Genomic DNA, 20,487 nt, shown 5'->3' with positions numbered 1-20,487 from the left:
TTTTTATACTAATTTCATAATATTTATTTCATAATAAAGATATGTTACATTGGTTTAAAATATGATATTATGTTTGTGGTCTATTTCAAATTCAGAAAAGACTCTCTAATCAGAAAGGATTTTTTATAAATATGACAGAACAGCAATTACAAGAAGAAACACAAAAACGACGCATCTTTGGTATCATCTCACATCCGGATGCCGGTAAAACGACATTGACTGAAAAGCTTCTCCTTCATGGCGGTGCCATTCGCGAAGCCGGAAGTGTGAAAGCAAAAAGAAATGCAAAATTCGCAACATCGGACTGGATGGAAATTGAGAAGCAACGTGGTATTTCAGTTACCTCTTCCGTTATGCAGTTTCATTACAGAGAAAAAGTAATTTCCATTATGGATACACCCGGTCACAATGACTTCGGCGAGGATACTTACCGAATTTTAACTTCGGTAGACAGTGCCGTTATGGTTATCGACGGTGCCAAAGGTATTGAATCACAGACAAAGAAGCTTTTCCAAGTCTGCAGTATGCGCGGTATCCCCATCTTTACTTTTATCAATAAATTTGACCGTGAAGCAAAAGATCCGCTCGATGCAATGGAAGAATTAGAAGAAGTTCTCGGCATGCCATCTGTTGCTGTCACCTGGCCGATCGGCTGTGGATTAAATTTTCAAGGTATATACGACCGCTTGGAAAATGTGGTTCACCTATATAAGCAAAAGAAAACCATTCCATTAGGAGAAGACGGGGTCTTCGGTCCTGAATTAGAGGATATCCTCACCTCTTTTAACCTAAAAAGCCTTCGAGCAGAAATCGAATTGATTACAGGTGCCGGAAACATTTATGATGAAGAAGAGATTCGTGCAGGCAAACTCTCACCAGTTTTTTTCGGATCAGCTCTTGCCGACTTCGGTGTCACAACATTTTTGAATCATTTTCTTGATTTGTCTCCTGCTCCGGGTCCCAGAAAAACAACAAGCGGACAAGTAGAACCTACTGATAAAAACTTCACCGGATTTATTTTTAAAATTCAAGCAAATATGAATCCCGCACATCGTGACCGTTTGGCTTTCCTCCGCATCTGTTCCGGGGTATTTGAGAGAGGCATGACTGTAACACTTTCCAGAACCGGCAAACCGATTAAATTGAGTCAATCTACTCAGCTTATGGCAAATGCACGTGAAACCATCGATAAAGCTTATGCAGGTGACGTAATCGGAATTTATGACACTGGCAATTACCAAATAGGAGATACTCTGTCAACAAACAAGGAGCCTCTTTTCTTTGAACCTCTGCCAACCTTTCCGCCGGAGCTGTTTTCCTTGGTGACTCCTGTAAATTCTTTAAAGGCAAAGCACTTTCAGAAGGGTGTTTCGCAGCTCGCACAAGAAGGAGCCATACAAGTATACCGTAACTTATATAATGAGGTTGTAATCGGTGCAGTCGGGATTCTACAATTTGAAGTTTTTGAATATCGTTTAAAAAATGAATATAATGCAGATATTCGGATGCAAAGTTTGGATTTCAATGTAGCAAGATGGATTAAACCGGAGCAATTGGAGCTCGCTAAGGAATGTTTGGATTCTAGATGCATGCTGGTTTTCGATCACTATGAACGCCCTCTTATTCTCTTTGCGAATCAGTTTACTTTAAATTACTTTATTGAGCGCTATAAAGAAATCACATTGATTGAAGCATTGGACGTGAATCATATTCTTACAATCTAATAGAAAGGCATTTTCTCATGGACATATTAATTGGTTTGTTTCTCTGTTTTCTTTTATTAATGATTGCTGTGCAAAAAGGGTTCTTCTTAGGATATGCTCTCTTTCTCTGCTGGATTATTTTTACATGTATCGCAAAGAAAAAAGGCAAAACAAACAAAGAAATACTTTTGATGTCCTATGAAGGTGGAAAGCGTTCCTTTCTTATTTTGCAGATTTTTCTGCTAATCGGCTGTATCATGAGCGTATGGATTACAGCTGGAACGCTTCCTACTTTAATGTACTATTGTTTAAACTATATTGCACCGAATTGGTTTGTCTTGTTCTCGTTCCTAATCTGCGCTCTAATCTCCTTTTTAATCGGAAGCTCTTTCGGAGCAGTCAGTACCATGGGTATCGCACTCATCACACTTGCTAGAGGCGGGAATATACCACTTTCCCTTATGACCGGAGCCATTATGTCCGGGGTCTATTTCGGCGACCGCGGGTCTCCCGTTTCTTCTGCCGCAGCACTTACTGCAACGGTTACAAACGTAGAGCATATGACCAATGTAAAAAATATGAGCCTTTCCTGTATACTTCCTTTTCTTTTATCTATCGTGTTTTACGGCGGATTTTCTCTCTTTCATCCTCTGAAGCTGGCAAACAGCCCGCTTCCATCCGCTTTGACAACTTCATTTGTTATATCACCGCTCATGTTAATACCAGCATTGATCTTATTCCTGCTTCCTGTGCTAAAGGTAGGCGTAAAATCTTCTATGTTCTTAAGTATACTTTCTGCTCTGCTGCTCAGTCTCACTATACAGAAGGCAACTTTCTTATCGGTTCTAAAAGCAATGCTTCTCGGCGTTACATTTGAAAGCGGACCACTGTCCGGTGTTTTATCAAGCGGAGGTATCCGCTCCATGCTGATTACTTACGTCATGTTGTTTATTTCCTGCTCGCTTGCAGGTATATTTGAGTGCATCCATGCCTTTGAAAGCTTGGAGATCTTAATCCAAAAATACAATCGTTCTCCAAGGCGTCGCTTCGGTCTCACAGCCATTGTGGGTATGCTCTCCTGTGCGTTCGGCTGTAATCAGACCATAGCCACCATCATTACGCATGATATTATGAAGCCCTGTTATAAAGATACCGAGCAGAATCAATTCGCTTTAGATATTTCCAACAGCACAATTATTATAGCAGGACTGATTCCCTGGTGTGTTGCTTCTTTTGTTCCAATTTCAATGCTGGGAGTACATAATGCGGCTTATCTGCCTTTCGCTTTTTATATGTACAGTATTCCGATTTCATCTTTTCTCTTATTTCCAATCAGTGGAAAAGCAAAATTTTAATTATGATTCAATTAAAATACGAATCCATTTTTTACTTTTATATCTTCGCCAAAAAATTATTGCTTTTACAATCTCACTCATAGAAGAAAGTCCCACTGCAAGGGGAAGTGAAAGATGAAAGACAAGAACTCCTAAAAAAGCAAGCGGGATTCCAAGCAACCAATTTCCTGCCAAGTCAAACACCATTGTGAACTGTGTATCTCCTCCGGAGCGCAAAATACCGCAAACGAGTATATAAACAATCATTTTCGGTCCTAAGAATAATGACCATACAAAAAGCGTGTTCATCAGCAATTCTTCTGTCATCGCATCAAATTGATACAAATCTGCAATCCCTCCTCGTATTAAAATTAAGAAAGCTGTAATCACAACACTCATTACAAACAAAACTCTTAAAAATGTCTGGCTGTAGCTTTCGGCTTTTTCTGTCTCGCCACGTCCCAATTTTTCTCCCAGCATAACGGCAGCAGCATTGCCAATTCCAAAAAATAGTGACTGAAAGAATTCATTGACAACCGATGCTACTTGAACCACTGCAAGAGCGGATGCACCCAAAATCCCATAAGCAATAAAAGTAATTGCCGTCGCTATGCTCCACCCGCTTTCCGAGAGTACAACCGGTACCGCCGTTTTCATCACTTTTTTAAACATTGTACGGCTAAACGAGAACAGCTCGCTCATTTGCCCTGCTAAAGGGTGTTCCGGATGATGATAAATATAGGTAAGCAAAACAATCGTTTCTAAAATTCTCGCAATAACTGTTGCAATTGCCGCTCCTCTTACCCCCATCTCGGGTAAACCTAAATTGCCATAAATAAGCCCGTAATTTAATATCGTATTTATAAGAAGTGCAGTAGCATTAATAATAGTAGGAACCTTTAGCTGCTGAATAGACCTACAATTATAATTAATGGCAAAGGATACCGCAGTAAACAGATAAGAAAAACATGCCACCCTAAGGTACTTACTTCCCAACTCAATAACAGAAGTATTTCTCGCAAAGAGCCATAATATATCCGGTGCAAATATCCATACACAAAAAGAAACAACAAGCGCCATAAAAATTGCTACTACATAATCAATTCCCAGCACTTTTCGAATGTTTTTAATATCTTTTATCCCCCAATACTGTGCAGTGTAAACCGCAGCTCCGCTGAAAATCCCATAACATATAGTTGTAAAAATAAAATATATTTGATTACCTGCACCAACGGCTGCCAGTTCCAGGACACCAACCCGCCCTACCATCAGAGTATCAATGATATTCAAACCGATGCTGATCATATTTTGCAAAACAATCGGAATTGCAATATATAATACCTTGCGATAAAACCCCTTTTCTTGCCGAAAATACGTGTTTCTTTGTAGAAATGTTAACATAAGCTGCTCCATTGTTTCCTGTATTTGTTTCTTTTTATCATACCAAAAGTAATCGGCTTATTCTATCAGATTCCTATCAAAATTGAAAATATTTTTGCTGCCATTTGATAGAAAATTATATTGTTATTTTATATCAAACAGATCATTTTCCTATATAAAAATAACGCCCTTTCAAAAAGAGCGCTATCAAATCATGAACTTTCTTATTCTTTATAATTGTCTTCGCATTTTTTCCAATGCTCCTTTTTCTAATCTGGAAACCTGAGCCTGGCTGATTCCGATCTCATCCGCAACTTCCATTTGTGTTTTGCCATCAAAAAAACGCATGGTTAATATATGGCGTTCCCTAAGTGTCAGCTTTTTCATCGCTTCGGATAAAGAAAGATTTTCTACCCAATGTGCATCCGTATTTTTAGTATCTCGAACCTGGTCCATTACATAAATGGCATCACCGTCATCATGAAAAACCGGTTCAAACAGTGAAATTGGTTCCTGTATCGAGTCAAGTGCTAAAACCACGTCTTCTCTGGGTATATCTAATTCCGCCGCAATTTCCATAACCGTAGCTTCTCTTTGGTTTTGACGCATCAGATGTTCCTTTGCCTGCAGCGCTTTGTATGCGGTATCCCGCAAAGAACGGCTGACTCGAATGGCGTTATTATCTCTTAAATAGCGCCGAATTTCTCCAATAATCATCGGCACTGCATAAGTCGAAAATTTAACCTCATGTGCCGTATCAAAATTATCCAAGGCCTTAATCAATCCAATACATCCGACCTGAAAAAGATCATCTGAATTTTCACCCCGGTTATTAAATCTCTGAATCACACTTAATACCAATCGCAGATTTCCTCTAATAAATTCGTCTCTTGTCTGTTTATCCCCCCCTTTTATTTTCTCGATCATCCTCTTCATTTCCGCATCCTTATAGACCGGAAGCTTTGATGTATTCACACCGCAAATTTCTACTTTGCCTGCCATGAAAAAAGGTCCTCCGCATTCTTTTTTTGTCCCCCAAAGCATTAATGCACCGTCCTTATTATTTATGTACAATGACTGGCAATTTTATTCTATCCTAGCTTCTTAATTTCCTTTTGCAGGCGAGAAATTATTTTTTTCTCTAGTCTAGAAATATAAGACTGAGAGATCCCCATAAAATCCGCTACCTCCTTTTGAGTCATTTCTCTTCCATTAATCAAACCAAAACGCATTTCCATTATTTTTCGTTCCCGAGGAGTCAATTGTTTCAGTGCATAAATCAATAGATTGCGATTGACTTCTTCTTCAATATGGTTATATACGATATCTGTTTCCGTTCCTAAAATATCAGAAAGCAGCAGTTCATTTCCATCCCAGTCTACATTCAGCGGTTCATCAAAAGAAACTTCTGTGCGATTCTTACTGGTGCGTCTTAAATGCATCAGAATTTCATTCTCTATGCATCTTGAGGCATAGGTAGCCAATTTGATATTCTTATCTTTCTTAAATGTATTTACTGCCTTAATTAACCCAATCGTTCCAATTGAAATTAAATCTTCAATGTTGATCCCTGCATTCTCGAATTTCTTTGCAATATATACAACAAGTCTTAGGTTACGTTCTATTAAAATAGTACGTACAGCTTCTGTGTTGCTTTCCATCTGTTCCATCAACTCCGCTTCTTCTTCTGCAGTCAGCGGTGGCGGTAATACGTCAGTTCCCCCAATATAAAAGATTTTTCTCCTCTTTCGGTGAAAGAAAAACCATATCATCTGATTTAAAGTCCAATTTATGCACTTTACCATTTTACTAAACATGACAAGCGATACCCCTTTCTATTGCCATCGGATGCATTAGCACCGAATAGCGTTCCTCACTCCAGCTTCTTCCAAACGTTCCATAATAAATTCCTAAAATTACATCTTCCGATTCTGGATTCAGGCCTTCTCTAAAAATCGTAATTTTATCCGGTTTTACCCCCAAAAGCAATCCATTTCCATTGCCGACGCATTCATAAGGAATTAATCGTAACCTCTGCACAAATTCTTTACCTTTTAATTGATTATAAACAGCTACAGAATCCTTCTCAGCACGAAACATATCTGCAATTTCTTCCGAAACCAGTGGTAAAAATGCATCAAGTTCAATTAAAAACACCGGCTTTCCCGTACATGGATCTGCTAAAAAATTACCAGTGTCCACCATTCCGCGTACAAGAACTTTTTTTCCATTTAGGGTAATCTCAACTTGCGCGATAACTCCTGACTGATCAAGATGTCTTCCTTTTATAAAATCTGCGAATATATGGATGATTAAATATGCAACTGTACATCCCAGTAAAATATTAAAATAGCTCACTTGCTCTATGTAAAGGCTGCTGTTATTTGTAACACCGGATACACCGATAAAATACATCATTCCAATTGTAATTCCACCCATTGCAAAGCTGACCAAATAAAAAACTAAAACCGCTTTTCGAAACTGCACACTTTCTTTTTTTCCAAATACACAACGTATCAGCAAAATAGAAAAAAATATTTTTAATGCAATCGAGAAAGGGATAGGCATTCCATTTATAAAGAGGACAAAAGAATAAATGCCACAAAGACTGCTTCCGAAGAGTAAACGCCTTGTTAAGGCCTGCAAGCCGCAGATTTTACCAGTCAGCTTTAGAATAAGAAATCCAGTAATGAAATTTTCAAGAAAGAGATACTCCCCGTAAATGACCATATAAAAACCCCCCTTCCCGGCTTATCTCTTTTACGATTATAGCTCGTTCAGGGGGGTATTTTTGTCAAAAGGTATTGTCGAACCTTTCTTTCTTTATGCTTATTTTACTGCTTTTTTTGCAGTTTCAACTAATTGCGCGAAACCACTTGGATCATAAATTGCCATTTCAGAAAGCATCTTACGATTGATTTCAAGACCGGAAACCTTTAAACCGTTCATCAACTTGCTGTAAGAAATATCGTTCATTCTTGCAGCAGCATTGATTCTTGCAATCCATAGTCTTCTATATTCTCTTTTCTTATTCTTTCTTCCTACATAAGCAGAACGAAGGGATCTCATAACTGCTGGATTTGCAGCTCTAAAGATCTTGCTCTTTGCTCCGTAAAAACCTTTTGCTAACTTTAATATTTTCTTATGTCTCTTCTTGGAATTCATTCCTCTTTTTACTCTTGCCATCGTTTCTTACCTCCTAATATTACACATTCAATACAGACTTAATTCTCTTGTGATCTGCACTTCCAAGTACAGTAGACTTTCTTAAGCCTCTTTTTCTCTTCGTGCTCTTCTTTGTAAGAATATGGCTCTTGTATGCCTTATGTCTCGTCACTTTACCGCTGCCGGTTACCTTGAATCGTTTCATTGCTCCTCTATGGGATTTCATCTTTGCCATTTCAAAATTCCTCCTATTTATCTATTATCAGCTTTCGGTGCTAAAATCATATACAAGCTTCTGCCTTCAAATTGTGGTTTTTTCTCTTGAACACTAATTTCAGAAACAATCTCATAAAACTTTTCCATTACGTTCTGCCCAACGTTGGAATAACCCTTTTCTCTTCCTTTAAAACGCAAGCTTACCTTTACTTTGTCTCCGTCTTTCAAAAACTTCGCAGCATTATTTGCTTTCACTGCAAGATCATGCTCCTCAATAAAAGTACTCAAACGAATTTCCTTTACCTGAATTACTTTCTGTTTTTTCCTTGCTTCTTTTTCTTTCTTTTGAATTTCGTATCTGTATTTACCATAATCCAAAATCTTACAAACCGGCGGCTTTGCATTTGGTGCAATATTAACTAAGTCCAACTTAGCATCGTTGGCCCTATCCATCGCCTCTTGTATACTCACAACTCCCAATTGGGTTCCATCCGTATCGATTAGTCTTACTTCCTTTTCACGAATTTCTTCGTTGATTTGATTTTCCTTGCTAATTGCCTCGCACCTCCTACTTAAATCAAAAAGCGGATAACTAAGTACCCGCTAAAATATACAAATCACCTATTATATAAAAATGATTTTGTCATATTAACCTTAACAGCACATACCGTAAGGTGAGAAGCGGAATACTTCTGCTTTATTACCTGCATCAATAACGATACCATTTATATTCTTTTATGTCAACTATTTTATAGTATTTTATTTTAAATTTCAACTTCTTAATAATATATTAGTATAACATAATTTCTTTGAATCATCATCAAATTTCAGATAAAGTTCGAACACATGTTTACTTTTTGTCCATATTATGCTATCCTATTTTTATAAATTTTAAAAAGATATTCAAAGGAGGACAAAATGGAACAGCTAAAAGAACGGGAAAAGCAGATATTATCCTACATGCAAAATGAAATTAAGACAAAGGGATATCCGCCTACAGTTCGTGAAATGTGCCAGTTTCTAGGAATTAAATCCACCTCCACTGCACATAAAGACCTTGCTAATTTAGAAAAAAAAGGATATATCCGCAAAGATCCATCAAAGCCACGTGCCATTGAAATACTTTATCAAAATCAAGCTGTGGATTATGCTTCTGCCCCTATACCTGTGCAAAAAAAATCCCCTCTTTTGAATCTAGAACAGCCTGTGGAACGTATGGATGTCTCAGAAATTCCGGTAATCGGACGAATTGCTGCCGGTACTCCGATTTTAGCAGATGAAAATATTGAAGATACATTTCCAATTCCAAACCGTTTTTTATCTTCCGGAAATAATTTTATGCTTACTGTTCGTGGAGAGAGCATGATTGAAGCCGGTATCTTCGACGGAGACTATATTCTCGTAAAACAACAGAACATAGCCAGCAATGGTGATATCATAGTGGCGATGGTAGATGGATTTGAAAGTGAAGCAACAGTAAAAACCTTTTACAGAGAAAACGACCACATCCGTTTACAGCCGGAAAATCAAACAATGAGTCCAATCTTAGTAAAAGACGTTAAGATACTTGGATTAGTTAAGGGTGTTTTTCGCTATTTACGATAATGCATAGATGTATGCAGATAAAAAGGAATATGAATATTCTTTACATAATCAATACACATATTGAAAGCAAAACGGGACAGCTGATGCTGTCCCGTTCTTTTATGGTATAGAAAATATCATTTCTAAGCTATTGGCAATATCTTAGAATTTTTATTTAAAATCCCATTACGATTTGTATTAAAAATGGAATAGAAATGGATATCACAACACCACTTACAATAGAGTAAATTGCAACCCGATCATTCGTCGCGCTGACAATCACAGGTAGACAGGTATCCATGGAAGAAGAGCCCGGAACCGCAATGCTTTCAATGAAACCCACTTTATCTGCGACGAATGCCACAAAAATAATTCCTCCGATTTCACGAAACACATTTGCTAAAAAAGCAGTTGCGCTCAACGTTGCAGAGTATTCTGCAAGCATCATAGGAGCTAACGAATACCATCCCAGTCCTGCTGCAACGCCGACTGCTTCCTGTATGGTCATTGGCAAAAATAAACCAGATAATGCGCCAAAGGCTAACGTCCCTACAATAATCGCAAGCGGAAAAAGAAATATCCAAAACCCTACCTCTCGAATTTCCTTCCAGACGTTCTCCTGTCGTCCGATATCGAGCCCAACCAAAAACAAAATGGCACAGAGGCCTCCTTTAATTAGATATTCACAAATAAAGACCCAGGAATCCGGAACAAAAAAATATCCTGCCAGCATCCCCGCAGTTACTGACAATATAATTGTCTTACTCATTGTCACGCACCCCTTCTTTATTTAGTCCAATCCACTTTCGTACAAAATACACACATAATACAGAACCAGCCATAGAAAAAACAGAGATTACAAATGCTGATACCCCAATCTCTTTTAAGGAGGCAACTACGTTGTCGTCCGATCCGATTTGAACCCCCAGAGCTGCGATTAGCACAATGACTGCTATGTACTGAATTTTCGGTATCCACTTATATTCTCGTTCCTTAGACATCTTCTTTGAACCAATAAAAATACCCAGTCCCATGAGGCCTAGGTACAGTAACAATGTATATGACATTTTTCAACCTACTTTCTAACATTAATTGAATAAAAAAAATTGTTTGCTACGATTACCTAATTACTATTTTATACAAAAGAGAAAAATAAGCAAGATAATTGTAACTACTTATATTTTTTTGCCATATTACAATAATTAAAAAGTACAAAAAATAATATATTCTGCCGTAAATGATACATAGATTTCTTATATTTGGCCTAATACCTTTTTAGAAAGCGTTTGTATTTTATCAATTACATCTTTTTCAGAAATGGTTAATAATTTGCGGTCTTCCATAAGCAGCTTACCGTTACAAATCACATCCCGAACATCGTTCCCCTGCATGGAATAGGCTACCGCCGCAATGAGATCCGTCTGCGGATACCAATGTGCACCGCTCATATCAATAATTGCGATGTCTGCTTTTTTACCAATTTCAAGACTCCCGGTCTGCTCCTCAATACCTAGAGCTTTTGCTCCATTTATTGTCGCCATCTTAATGATTTCATATGCCGGAAGTGCCTTTGCATCTTGCGCCACTGCCTTTGCTAAAATGCCGGCTATGTGCAACTCTTCTATCATATTTACATTGTTATTTGACGACGATCCATCGGTTCCGAGTGCAACATTGATTCCTTCACTCATTAATTTTGCTACCGGAGCAAAACCACTTGCAAGCTTTAAGTTACTGCTCGGATTATGAACAATATTTACATCATATTTTTTTATAATTGCAATATCTCTATCAGTCAAATGTACACCATGCGCAGCAACTACTCGTTTTTTTTCAAAAAGTCCAAGCTTCTCCATCCGTTCAATCGGCGTCATACCATATTGTTCGATTGAACCTTTCACCTCTGTCTGTGTTTCACAAAGATGAATATGAATACCGGAATCTGGTAGTGACTCAGCCGCTTCTATTACTTTTTTTAAAATTCCATCCTGACAAGTATATGGAGCATGCGGGCCAAAGTCAACATGGATGCGCCCTTCCCCTTTTTTATGCCATTTATGATAAAGGTCTATATTTTCTTGAAGACGCTGTAAACTTCCCTCATCTTCGCCATCACCAACAAGACCTCTTGCAATATTCGCCCTCATTCCACTTTCAAAAACGGCTTTTGCGATACTGTCAACAAACATATACTGCTCTTCAAACGCAGTGCAGCCGCTTCGGATCAGTTCAATCATACTTAAAAGTGCACCGTAATAACCACACTCCTCATCCATGCGGTCTTCAGCAGGGAAAATAGCTGTAGTCAGCCAATCCATCAACTCCAAATCATTTGCAAAATTACGCAAGATAGACATCGGTGTATGCGTATGCGCGTTAATTAACCCCGGGATTACCAAAGTATTAGAACCGTCTATCGTCTTATCTGCCACAAAATCATCCGGCACTTTTCCTATAAATGCAATATCCTCTCCACTAATCGCAAGATCTCCGGTAATCACACCTTCATCTTGAACCATTCTCAATATATTTGCATTTATAATTTTAATCTTCATCTTTTCCTCCCTTTTAAACGTCCGACTATCAAATTTAAATCTATCGTAATTTCCTTCTCAGGAAATTCAATTTGTCTGACTCGTTCTTCTTGTTTATGCGCAGTCAATGGGGTCATATATAAAAAATCTTTCCAGTCTGTCTCTGTCAAAGTCTTTTTATAATAAATTCTGTTTTCCTCCAAGATCTCCATATTTTCTTTTGAATAATCCATCACACGAGTCTCATTATAATTTTTATATGAAAAACGGTTCCGTATTTCTTTTAAATAATCTTTTCCGGGTGATATTTTTATCACAATGCCCTGCTTTTTTTGAATCCGGCTGAATTCTTCATAATTAGCTGGAGTAAGTATATTGAGCAGAACATGAAATGTTTTACTGCGAAATGGTAATTTTGTCAAATCCGCAATCGCCCAAATCGTATCTGCCTCATGGTGTGTCGCCGCTTTGACCGCTTCTTTGGAAAGATCAATTCCAAAGCAGTGTGCGGATGGAAAATGCGTTGCAATCCAATCCAGATAATACCCTTCTCCACAGCCAATATCCAAAACATTAAAAGCGCCTTTTTCCCATAACGTTGCATAGGAAGCAATTACTTTTTCAACTGCCTCTGCCACCGGTTGATAAAAGCCCCTTTGAAAAATTTGACTCCGTGAATAAAAAAGCTCTTTATCATAAAAGCTTTCATGTGCTGCATTCATAAAATTGATATACCCTTTTCGTGCAATGTTAAAGCAATGCTTGTTTTCGCAGGTCAAATCTCCTTGTATCGTTTGTACAATTGCCCCTCTGCAAATTGGACAGGAAAAAATGGATTTGTTCTCTTCACATAATACTTTTATTCGTTCTATCTTCGTTTGTTTTAAAGGGGTCTTCTTCGTTTCTTTTTTATGTATCGTTTGTTTCATCATATACTTTCACTCTGGTACGCTGAAGGACAGTCTTGTCTCAAATCACAGTAATCGCAAGGTATTATCCTCCGATTATCTTTTTCCTCTCCAATACCAAAAACACCTGAGACGGATTTATGTGGGTGCATCATAAGCGTATCACTTAATGTCAGTCCGATTTTTTCCGGTTCTAATACTTGGAATAGCGGTTTCTGATTTTCTAAAGAAAAGTTATGCTGGCCTGGACTCCACGCAGAGGTTGCATACCATCCAAATTCAGCAAGTTCCTCGGAAATATGCTTCTTCAGCCAAGATGCTCCTGTCTCTGCAAAAGCGGTAGCCCATGCATCTAAAAAAAATTGCTCCATAAAGCTTTTTTCTTTTTTCTCTTCTTCCAAATAACCTAATACAGTAACGGCATAAAATACAACCTCCGTCGATTTTTCAAATAGAATCGGCATCATCTTACTTAAAATTTGAATTCCACCTTCAAGTACAACTTCACTTTCTCTATATTCCACCAACTTTTTTGACGCATAAACACCCTTGATTTCAAAATGAATAAAAGCAGTCTCTCTTGTTTTATGAACAAGTGCAGCGTATTTCTCCGGTAAATTTTCTAAATCTACTTTTGACTGTTTCTCAAACATGTGATAAATTCCAGAAACATCCTCCTTAGGGATATCTATGACTGTCCATTTTAATTTACTCACATTCCATCCTCCTTTGTCAAGAAGTGATTTAATTTTTTTCTCATACAATTTCGTTTTTGTTCCAGTTCCTCCTGTGTCGCAGCAGAATTAATAAACGTCCCAACTAATACTTCTTCCCCGTCTTCGTAATCAGTAAGCACTTCATCGGCTTCAAAACAGTTCTCATAATAGTGCAGTGGACCACAGCTGCTCACAGCATGTTCTCCTACTCCCTCAACTTTCTTATTTTTTATTATAAAATGTTCAAACGAGACATGTTTTTTCTCTCCCCAATCTCTTTGAGGCATGATTCCTTCACAAAACAATGCAGCAAGCTCTTCCATAAAATTCACCCCAGTGGACTGATAGACTACTGTTGGTGTCTGACTTGGGATACGTGCATCGATTTCAAGCACCTTGAGCTGTCCCTTGTCCAAGATTACTTCTACATCCATAATCCCTTTTAAATGAACCAATTCCGCAAGTTGAATGCCAATCGCTGAAAAATTGCTCTTTAAAGCATCTGAAATGGGACATGGAGCCGTTACTCGCTTGCAATCATAACGATCATCCATATGAATTTCAGTCACCTCATAGGTACGATAATCTCCCGGTTTTCCAATGACTTCAATGGAATAGGACTTTCCATCGAGATACTCTTGAATAACCCACGAATCTCCCTTTGGCACATTTTTTAAGAAAGTTTCTGCCTCTTTCACACTCTCAATATAACGAACACCTTCACTGCCGCTTGCAGAATTAGGCTTTGCAATATAAGGAGGCTGGCAATTCGGATAATAGACCGGTGCCGGTATCTGGTTTTCACGAATCAGGCGGTCCGAAGCTGTCTTAGAAGAAGAAATTGCATAAGCAGAAAAATCAAAAGCAAGGTTTAAAGCTTCTGCATCTTTTAATTCATATAATGCTTGAAGTACTTCATCATTTTCCATTGCAGGCAAAATAAAATCACCTTTTTTAAGAAGAGCTAAAAGCTCCTTTGATTTTTCACACACATTCAGGCAATAAAATTCATCTGCCATTCCGATTGCAGGTGCGCAGGGATTGATGTCGATTAAGATTGTCTTAATATTCGCCTTTTGGGCTAGATAGCAAGCCTCAACTCCTTGCAGCTTGCCTCCAATAATTACTGCTGTTTTCATATTGGAATCCTCCGATACTATTTTCCGTTCTCTGCAAATAATTGTTCTATATAGGCACGATAATCTAAAGCAGTAGCCGGTTCCATACCCATTTCTCTTAAGATGGAGCTTACCTCTTGTACGGTTCTCCCTCCTTCATCTACATCCATGCTGTTTTGTGCTACACCTGCCAGCCCGGCGAGAGGTGGAATGATAGAAGTAACAACATTTGATCCGGCATTAATCCTGCACTGTAGTCCTTCAATTCCATCCACATCCAGAGACGCTGGTATCAATGCCTTTGGATGCACAAGCCGAAGCAGAGCAATGATTTTTAATTCCAATTCTCTCCCCGGCGTATGAACGGATTCCATCGGGCTTCCTGCTTGCGGAACGAAGCTCATTACACGAACCTGACTCGCACCAATCTCTTTCATTTTTAAAATGGAATCTGCAATGTCTTCGTAACTTTCACCAATACCTGCTAGTAAGCCTTCCTCTATTAACATTCCTTTTTCTTTTGCATAGAGTTTAGCATGCATTCTCTCGTCATAATCCTGATCAACTCGTAAATTCTTAAAAATCTCACGGTTATGAGTTTCCTGATACAATGCAAACCACTCTACGCCTAATTCTGCAAAAGAGTCTATCAATTCATCACGAATCACACCAGGTGAAAGCATAACCGGAAGCCCTGTTTCTCTTTTTATATCTTCTGCAATCTCAAGCACCGATGCAAAGCTTTCTTTGTGATAGATCGGATCCTCTCCCATTGTTAAATCTAGAAGGTGCACGCCGGATTCTGCCAAACGAACTGCCAACTCGACCACTTCTTTCGGTTCCTTGCGATAACGTGCGATCGTATTTGATTTTCTATAATAACAAAAATTACAATTATTCCGGCACCAAGTTGAAAAATACACAAATCCGTACATGAAAATCTTTTTTCCAAAGGTTTTCTCTCTAACCTGTCTTGCAGCTGCAAAAAGCTCATCCATTTCATTTTTATCCGTAATAGATAAAAGCGTTACAATCTCTTCTTTGGCTAATCCCTGGCCTCTAATTGCTTTTTCAATTTCTTTCATAGTAACCCTCATTTCCCTTGCTTTTGCTCAAAAATTATAATTTTTAAGCCTCTAAAATTAGGGGCTTATATCTTGGCGAGGAGCCCGAGAGTCTCACTCGGCTACATAGATTTAGAGTCTATGTGATCCATACGATCCGCCCCCCATGTCCATATTTATTTACAAAGCTCACCCAACATCGCTAAAGTACCAATTTGCAACCAGTCATGTATGGTATGTGCTTTATATTTTAATTTCATTGCTTCGTCCAAAGATAGCGGAACTCCCGGTGTGGATATCCATGCCTCTTCATGTAACATTCCTTCATGAATCCACTCTCCTTCACAGGTGGCATCCATTACCAAAGGAAAATCCTTCATTCTGCTGCAATCAGAAAGAAAATCTGCTCCTAGTTCAAAAGAAATCTTTTGAACTAATAAGTCATTCTTGTCATAAAGAACTGGCCTAGCCGCTCTTTTTTGTAAGTATTTACCAATTTCTTCTCCAACAATACCACAGCCAAGAACCAAGACTTCTCTTCCTTTTAACGAGCCGCATGCCTGCTCCAAAGCCTTTACATAGCCTCTTGCTGTGCCAGCATTGTTATCACTCATTCGATTTTTGCGTAAATGGATCCCAATAAAGCGATTATCATCTGCCATAAAAAGCATGCTCGCATTACGCAGATGTGCTTCATATATACCATCCACATCACAAGCTTTTGTAACAAATACAGAAAATCCTGCCTGACGAATAATCGCAGCAACAGAATCTGCAAACGTACTGATGATGCCCATACCTGTAGTAATAGGCACAACAGCAACGGTCTCTCTCTCAGCAGTTTCTGTTATTTCATTTCTTGAGATATCATTTGCTGCTGCTGCCAGCCCTGCAAAATCTAAGGAAATTTTTGTTTTCAGCTCTTTTTCATAAGAGGCAATTGTCTCTTCCATATCGCAAATCCATTCTTCTCTTAAACGCGTCATTCTTCATCCCACCCTTATTTATCCTGCGTTTTTACATCATCGTTTTTGAGTTCTTTTCCATAATGCTGCGAAAAAAATGTTTTAGAATATTTGTCTAATTTCCACTGTGGTACTTTGCAATCCTTACAAGGTTCTACTGCCCATTTGTTCCGAATCCATCGTGCGGCTCTGGAAGTCTTTGAATTATAAACCCGAAAAAACTTACCGCAATGAGTCGTAATCTCAATAAAATCACCGTTTAATTCTACCTGTCTGACACCATGCAGCCTGCCGCTTCTGGAAGGCCAAAGTTTCATTTTATTTATTAATGGAAACAGCTCTACATGCTTTCGATAATACCGTTTTTTCTGATCACTCATTTTTTTAGCAGCTCCTTTGCTTTTTTCACAGCTTCCATCGCGTCTTCACTGTAAGCATCAGCACCGATCTTTTTGGCCCATCTTGCAGTGCAAGGTGCTCCGCCGACCATTGTCTTATATTTATGGCGAAGTCCCAAATCGCGTAAGAGCATCTCTAATTTTTTTTGCTCTGACAGAGTGGAGGTCAACAATGCACTTGTTCCGATAATATCGACCCCGCAGCGTTCCGCTGCTTCAACAATTGTGTCAACCGAAACTTCACGGCCTAGATCAATCACTTCAAAACCAGCTAATTTCAAAGCAGACGCAACAATGCCTTTTCCGATATCATGAACATCACCTTCAACTGTTGCAATCAGTATTTTACCAGTGGTTTCTACAGGAATTGAATCAACTCTTTTTATAATACGATCCATGACGTTTTTCATCACTTCACTGCAGTATATCAACTCCGGAAGAGAGAGTTTTCCTTTTTCAAAGCTTTCTCCTACTAGGCGATTTCCATCACTGAATCCATCACATAAAATCGTGACCCACTCTTTATCTTCTAACTTGAGGATTTCATCGATCAAACCGAAAGCCTTTGCTTCATCGGCATCAATAATAGATTCAGCTGCAGTCTTTTTTACCTCTTCACGATTCAACAAAACCACCTTCCTCAATACTATACGTTCAATCTAGCTCCATCTAAGTACGCCAAGCCTCTGCCGACTCGCTTGATATTCTGATAGCCTCCCATGACCATGGCAATGCGTTCGATTCCAAATCCAATGCCAACCCATGTATCAAAAATACCCCATTTGCTGTCTAAAAAGTGTGGTCCATATGCTCCGGAAGCCAGTTCAACATCTCCTACCACAACATCAAGAGTCTCTCCGTACACTTCCGATTTTTCAATGACTAGCTCATATTCTTCAAGTCCCAATGTTTTCATTGCTCCAATTGCCAAACTCTTTAGGCGTTCCATTTGTTCCCCTTCTTTTACTCCTGCAAGTTCGACAAAATTCAACATAGTAAATTCATTTAAATGCTGCGCTCCCTGACTTTCTTTCCGAAAGCAGGAACCCACTTCAAAAATCCGAACAGGCTCTTTCGCCACTTTTTGGATGTCCCGCATCATCTCATAAAGGTTTGGTGCTAGCATCGGGCGCAGGCATCGTTTTTGATCCAGCCAAAATACCTGATTTGTTAGAGGGTGCTCTTTTGTAATCGTCATTTTTGATAGCATGTTTCCTGTAATCATCAAGGGCGTTACAACCTGTGTAAATCCTTCTCCACAAAGCCATTCGGATAATTTGTTCTGCACTTCTACCAGAAGTGGCTTGTGTTTTCGATGAATACAGTCTAAGATTTTTTCTCGATTTACCTTTATGTAAATCTTTTCTTTTTCCTTATAAAAGGCATCTCTTTGATCCGTATTTTCAAAAGTCATATTTAAATCTTTTACTTTTGCATTTAACTCTGTCAAACGATGCTTTTGAGTCACGGTCAATGTTACTGTCATTTATATTGTACCTTTATAACCCTTTCATCTATGCTCTTAAAAATAATTTATTTCATAAAATACATTGCTTTTAAAAACTCCATTTGAAAGTCTGGATGTGAAGCAAGCTCAATATGTTCAGTTTCCTCAGCAAATAAGGCGGCCTGCCTGCGTTCTTTATCTGAAAGCAATGCCATGCAAGCACCGGCGCCAGCTGCATTCCCAATTGAAATAACATTTTCTGGTGCCACCTTTGGAAACAAACCAATTCTTAATGCGCTTTCCTTTTTAATATAATTACCAAAAGCTCCAGCTAAAATCACAGAATCCAGTTCTTCAGGCTTGACTCCTAATTCACACATCATAATTTTTATTCCTGCAAAAATAGCTCCCTTTGCAAGCTGCACTTCACGGATGTCTTTTTGAGTCAAAACAATATTTTCTCCATCTTCTCTTTTATATAAAATAAAGCCTCCGCCTTCATTATCATTGTATAACCGTTCTATCAGATTTTCGGAAATATCTGCTTTTCTAGCCGCTTCAGCACTGATGATTCTTCCTTTTTTATCTAATATTCCATTGTCCAGCATCTGTGCAATTGCATCAATGAGGCCGGATCCACAAATACCTACAGGCTCTTCATTATCAATCACAGACAGCTGCACGCATCCCTCTGCAATGGTAACTCTTTCTATTGCACCAGCCGCTGCACGCATCCCTTGATAAATTGCAGCTCCTTCAAATGCAGGACCAGCAGCTGTAGAACAGGCAACAATCCGCCCATCTTTCGCAAAAAGGATTTCCCCATTGGTTCCAATGTCAATGGCTAAATTACAGCCTGCTTTTTCTTTTAATCGAGAAGCCATTAATACCGCTACAATATCGGAGCCGACATGTCCTGCTATATTGGGCAAAAGGTGTACATTAGCATTTGGATTCACATCGATTTCCAGCTCTTCTGCTAAAACATTTACCGCTTTACAAAATACTGGCGCAAACGGTGCTCTTGCTAAAGAGGCAGGATTAATTCCTAAGAACAGATGACTCATCGTAGTATTTCCCACTACGGTAACCTCGTATACTTGATTGCGTTTAATATTCGCTTTTTCTTCAAACTCGGTAAGAATATCGTTAAAACAACTGCTAATTTTTTCCTGCATATCTTTCACATGATCCGCTGAAGCATTGCTATAGTGAATTCTTGAGATAACATCCGATCCAAAAACACTCTGCGGATTCGTCCTGGCAGCAACTTCTGCAATTTTTCCTTTGTCTAAATCCCAAAGCATTCCAACCACTGTTGTTGTTCCGATATCAAAAGCGATTCCGTAGCAAGCCTCCTGTGTATCACCAGGCTCTGCATCTAGTGCCACTCCATTCCGAATGACCAAAGTGATATTCTCGTCCTTCTCCTTTAATATTTCAGGGATTTTTTGCAATAAACTCTTATGAAATTCCACTTTAAGTGCTGCAAAGCTTTTATCTTTCTCTCTTAACGCTTCCAAAATTCGGTCTGCATCGCTCTTTTGATATTCCAATGACGCTTTCTTAATCTGCAATGCTGTTTTTACAACTGTTTTTTCTATTACGAAATCATCCGGCAAAATGGTCATATCTTTTTTTCTTGTGGAGCCTCCATGAATACCGGGAACCAATATAACTAAATCTGATTCTGGCTTGATACAACATGCTAATCGGTAGCCTTCTTCTTTTTCCCAGTCAGTCAATGCCGTTTCTTCTGCGTCTGTCAATTGTCCCATTTTTCCCTGCAAAATGCGCACCTTGCATTTCCCGCATGTACCTTTTCCGGCACAGCTTCCATCAATCAACACACCTGCACGCTCAGCAGTTTCAAGTAAAGTTAATGCTTCATTCAATTCATATTCTATGCCTGATGGCTTAAAGGTAATTTTCATAATTTCATCCCCTATTATATG

General features: G+C 38.7%; 22 protein-coding genes and 1 other annotated feature. Of the genes, 3 read left to right on the top strand and 19 right to left on the bottom strand.

The window, feature by feature from the left end:
* Positions 1-131 precede the first annotated feature (131 nt).
* Both U5921_RS11185 and U5921_RS11180 read left to right on the top strand, forming a co-directional pair.
* Positions 132-1,724: a peptide chain release factor 3 gene (locus U5921_RS11185; protein WP_324823357.1), complete on the top strand. Its 1,593-nt coding sequence runs from the start codon at positions 132-134 to the stop codon at positions 1,722-1,724.
* A gap of 17 nt (positions 1,725-1,741) precedes the next feature.
* A complete protein-coding gene (locus U5921_RS11180; RefSeq protein ID WP_324823355.1) occupies positions 1,742-3,058 on the top strand; it encodes a Na+/H+ antiporter NhaC family protein in 1,317 nt (438 codons plus the stop codon).
* Here U5921_RS11180 and U5921_RS11175 read toward each other — a convergent pair whose 3' ends face one another.
* From U5921_RS11175 to infC, 7 genes are all read right to left on the bottom strand, one after another.
* A complete protein-coding gene (locus U5921_RS11175; RefSeq protein WP_324823353.1) occupies positions 3,059-4,438 on the bottom strand; it encodes an MATE family efflux transporter in 1,380 nt (459 codons plus the stop codon).
* Positions 4,439-4,648: 210 nt separating this feature from the next.
* Positions 4,649-5,419 (bottom strand): RNA polymerase sporulation sigma factor SigG, encoded by a 771-nt coding sequence (sigG, locus tag U5921_RS11170; RefSeq protein WP_324823351.1) that lies wholly within the window; start codon positions 5,417-5,419, stop codon positions 4,649-4,651.
* 89 nt (positions 5,420-5,508) lie between these two features.
* Positions 5,509-6,189 carry an RNA polymerase sporulation sigma factor SigE gene (gene sigE, locus U5921_RS11165; RefSeq protein ID WP_324825993.1) on the bottom strand — a complete coding sequence of 227 codons (681 nt, stop codon included), beginning with the start codon at positions 6,187-6,189 and terminating at the stop codon, positions 5,509-5,511.
* Between the two features lie 37 nt (positions 6,190-6,226).
* A complete protein-coding gene (locus tag U5921_RS11160; protein WP_324823349.1) occupies positions 6,227-7,147 on the bottom strand; it encodes a sigma-E processing peptidase SpoIIGA in 921 nt (306 codons plus the stop codon).
* 99 nt (positions 7,148-7,246) lie between these two features.
* The gene (rplT, locus tag U5921_RS11155; protein ID WP_324823348.1) at positions 7,247-7,603 is read right to left on the bottom strand and encodes a 50S ribosomal protein L20; all 357 of its coding nucleotides are present in this window, start codon (positions 7,601-7,603) and stop codon (positions 7,247-7,249) included.
* Positions 7,604-7,622: 19 nt separating this feature from the next.
* A complete protein-coding gene (gene rpmI, locus U5921_RS11150) occupies positions 7,623-7,817 on the bottom strand; it encodes a 50S ribosomal protein L35 (RefSeq protein ID WP_324823346.1) in 195 nt (64 codons plus the stop codon).
* A 17-nt stretch (positions 7,818-7,834) separates the two neighbouring features.
* Positions 7,835-8,353, bottom strand: a complete 519-nt coding sequence (infC, locus tag U5921_RS11145; RefSeq protein ID WP_324825992.1) for a translation initiation factor IF-3 — start codon at positions 8,351-8,353, stop codon at positions 7,835-7,837.
* A 15-nt stretch (positions 8,354-8,368) separates the two neighbouring features.
* Positions 8,369-8,502, bottom strand: a sequence feature (ribosomal protein L20 leader region).
* Positions 8,503-8,716: 214 nt separating this feature from the next.
* On the opposite strand from infC, the gene lexA reads away from it, so the two are divergent.
* Entirely contained in the window at positions 8,717-9,403 is a 687-nt protein-coding gene (lexA, locus tag U5921_RS11140) for a transcriptional repressor LexA (protein WP_324823344.1), read from the top strand.
* A 154-nt stretch (positions 9,404-9,557) separates the two neighbouring features.
* Here the strand turns inward: lexA and U5921_RS11135 are convergent, their stop codons facing one another.
* The 12 genes from U5921_RS11135 to U5921_RS11080 form a co-directional block, all read right to left on the bottom strand.
* Positions 9,558-10,151, bottom strand: a complete 594-nt coding sequence (locus U5921_RS11135; protein ID WP_324823342.1) for a lysine exporter LysO family protein — start codon at positions 10,149-10,151, stop codon at positions 9,558-9,560.
* Complete coding sequence (locus tag U5921_RS11130; RefSeq protein ID WP_324823340.1) at positions 10,144-10,449, bottom strand: LysO family transporter; 306 nt, start codon at positions 10,447-10,449, stop codon at positions 10,144-10,146. Before U5921_RS11130 ends, U5921_RS11135 begins: the two co-directional genes overlap by 8 nt.
* A gap of 186 nt (positions 10,450-10,635) precedes the next feature.
* Positions 10,636-11,937, bottom strand: coding sequence for an amidohydrolase (locus tag U5921_RS11125; protein WP_324823338.1), 1,302 nt, complete (start codon positions 11,935-11,937; stop codon positions 10,636-10,638).
* Complete coding sequence (locus tag U5921_RS11120) at positions 11,934-12,848, bottom strand: methyltransferase domain-containing protein (RefSeq protein ID WP_324823335.1); 915 nt, start codon at positions 12,846-12,848, stop codon at positions 11,934-11,936. Before U5921_RS11120 ends, U5921_RS11125 begins: the two co-directional genes overlap by 4 nt.
* Complete coding sequence (locus U5921_RS11115; RefSeq protein WP_324823333.1) at positions 12,845-13,540, bottom strand: hypothetical protein; 696 nt, start codon at positions 13,538-13,540, stop codon at positions 12,845-12,847. Before U5921_RS11115 ends, U5921_RS11120 begins: the two co-directional genes overlap by 4 nt.
* On the bottom strand, positions 13,537-14,679 hold the full coding sequence (gene pylC, locus U5921_RS11110) for a 3-methylornithine--L-lysine ligase PylC (protein ID WP_324823332.1): 1,143 nt from the start codon (positions 14,677-14,679) through the stop codon (positions 13,537-13,539). The genes U5921_RS11115 and pylC overlap by 4 nt, the downstream gene beginning before the upstream one ends.
* Before the next feature lie 17 nt (positions 14,680-14,696).
* A complete protein-coding gene (pylB, locus tag U5921_RS11105; protein WP_324823330.1) occupies positions 14,697-15,743 on the bottom strand; it encodes a methylornithine synthase PylB in 1,047 nt (348 codons plus the stop codon).
* Positions 15,744-15,898: 155 nt separating this feature from the next.
* Complete coding sequence (pylD, locus tag U5921_RS11100; protein ID WP_324823328.1) at positions 15,899-16,708, bottom strand: 3-methylornithyl-N6-L-lysine dehydrogenase PylD; 810 nt, start codon at positions 16,706-16,708, stop codon at positions 15,899-15,901.
* A 14-nt stretch (positions 16,709-16,722) separates the two neighbouring features.
* Positions 16,723-17,067 (bottom strand): pyrrolysine--tRNA(Pyl) ligase small subunit, encoded by a 345-nt coding sequence (gene pylSn / locus U5921_RS11095; protein ID WP_324823325.1) that lies wholly within the window; start codon positions 17,065-17,067, stop codon positions 16,723-16,725.
* Positions 17,064-17,714: a cobalamin B12-binding domain-containing protein gene (locus U5921_RS11090; RefSeq protein WP_324823323.1), complete on the bottom strand. Its 651-nt coding sequence runs from the start codon at positions 17,712-17,714 to the stop codon at positions 17,064-17,066. Before U5921_RS11090 ends, pylSn begins: the two co-directional genes overlap by 4 nt.
* Before the next feature lie 17 nt (positions 17,715-17,731).
* On the bottom strand, positions 17,732-18,571 hold the full coding sequence (pylSc, locus tag U5921_RS11085) for a pyrrolysine--tRNA(Pyl) ligase large subunit (protein WP_324823321.1): 840 nt from the start codon (positions 18,569-18,571) through the stop codon (positions 17,732-17,734).
* Between the two features lie 47 nt (positions 18,572-18,618).
* Positions 18,619-20,466, bottom strand: coding sequence for an ASKHA domain-containing protein (locus U5921_RS11080; protein WP_324823319.1), 1,848 nt, complete (start codon positions 20,464-20,466; stop codon positions 18,619-18,621).
* Between the last annotated feature and the right edge of the window lie 21 nt (positions 20,467-20,487).

It is taken from the genome of Sinanaerobacter sp. ZZT-01, assembly GCF_035621135.1.
Taxonomy (GTDB): domain Bacteria; phylum Bacillota; class Clostridia; order Peptostreptococcales; family Anaerovoracaceae; genus IOR16.
The sequence above is the reverse complement of the archived record's forward strand: the minus strand, read 5'-3'. Positions and strand labels throughout refer to the sequence as shown.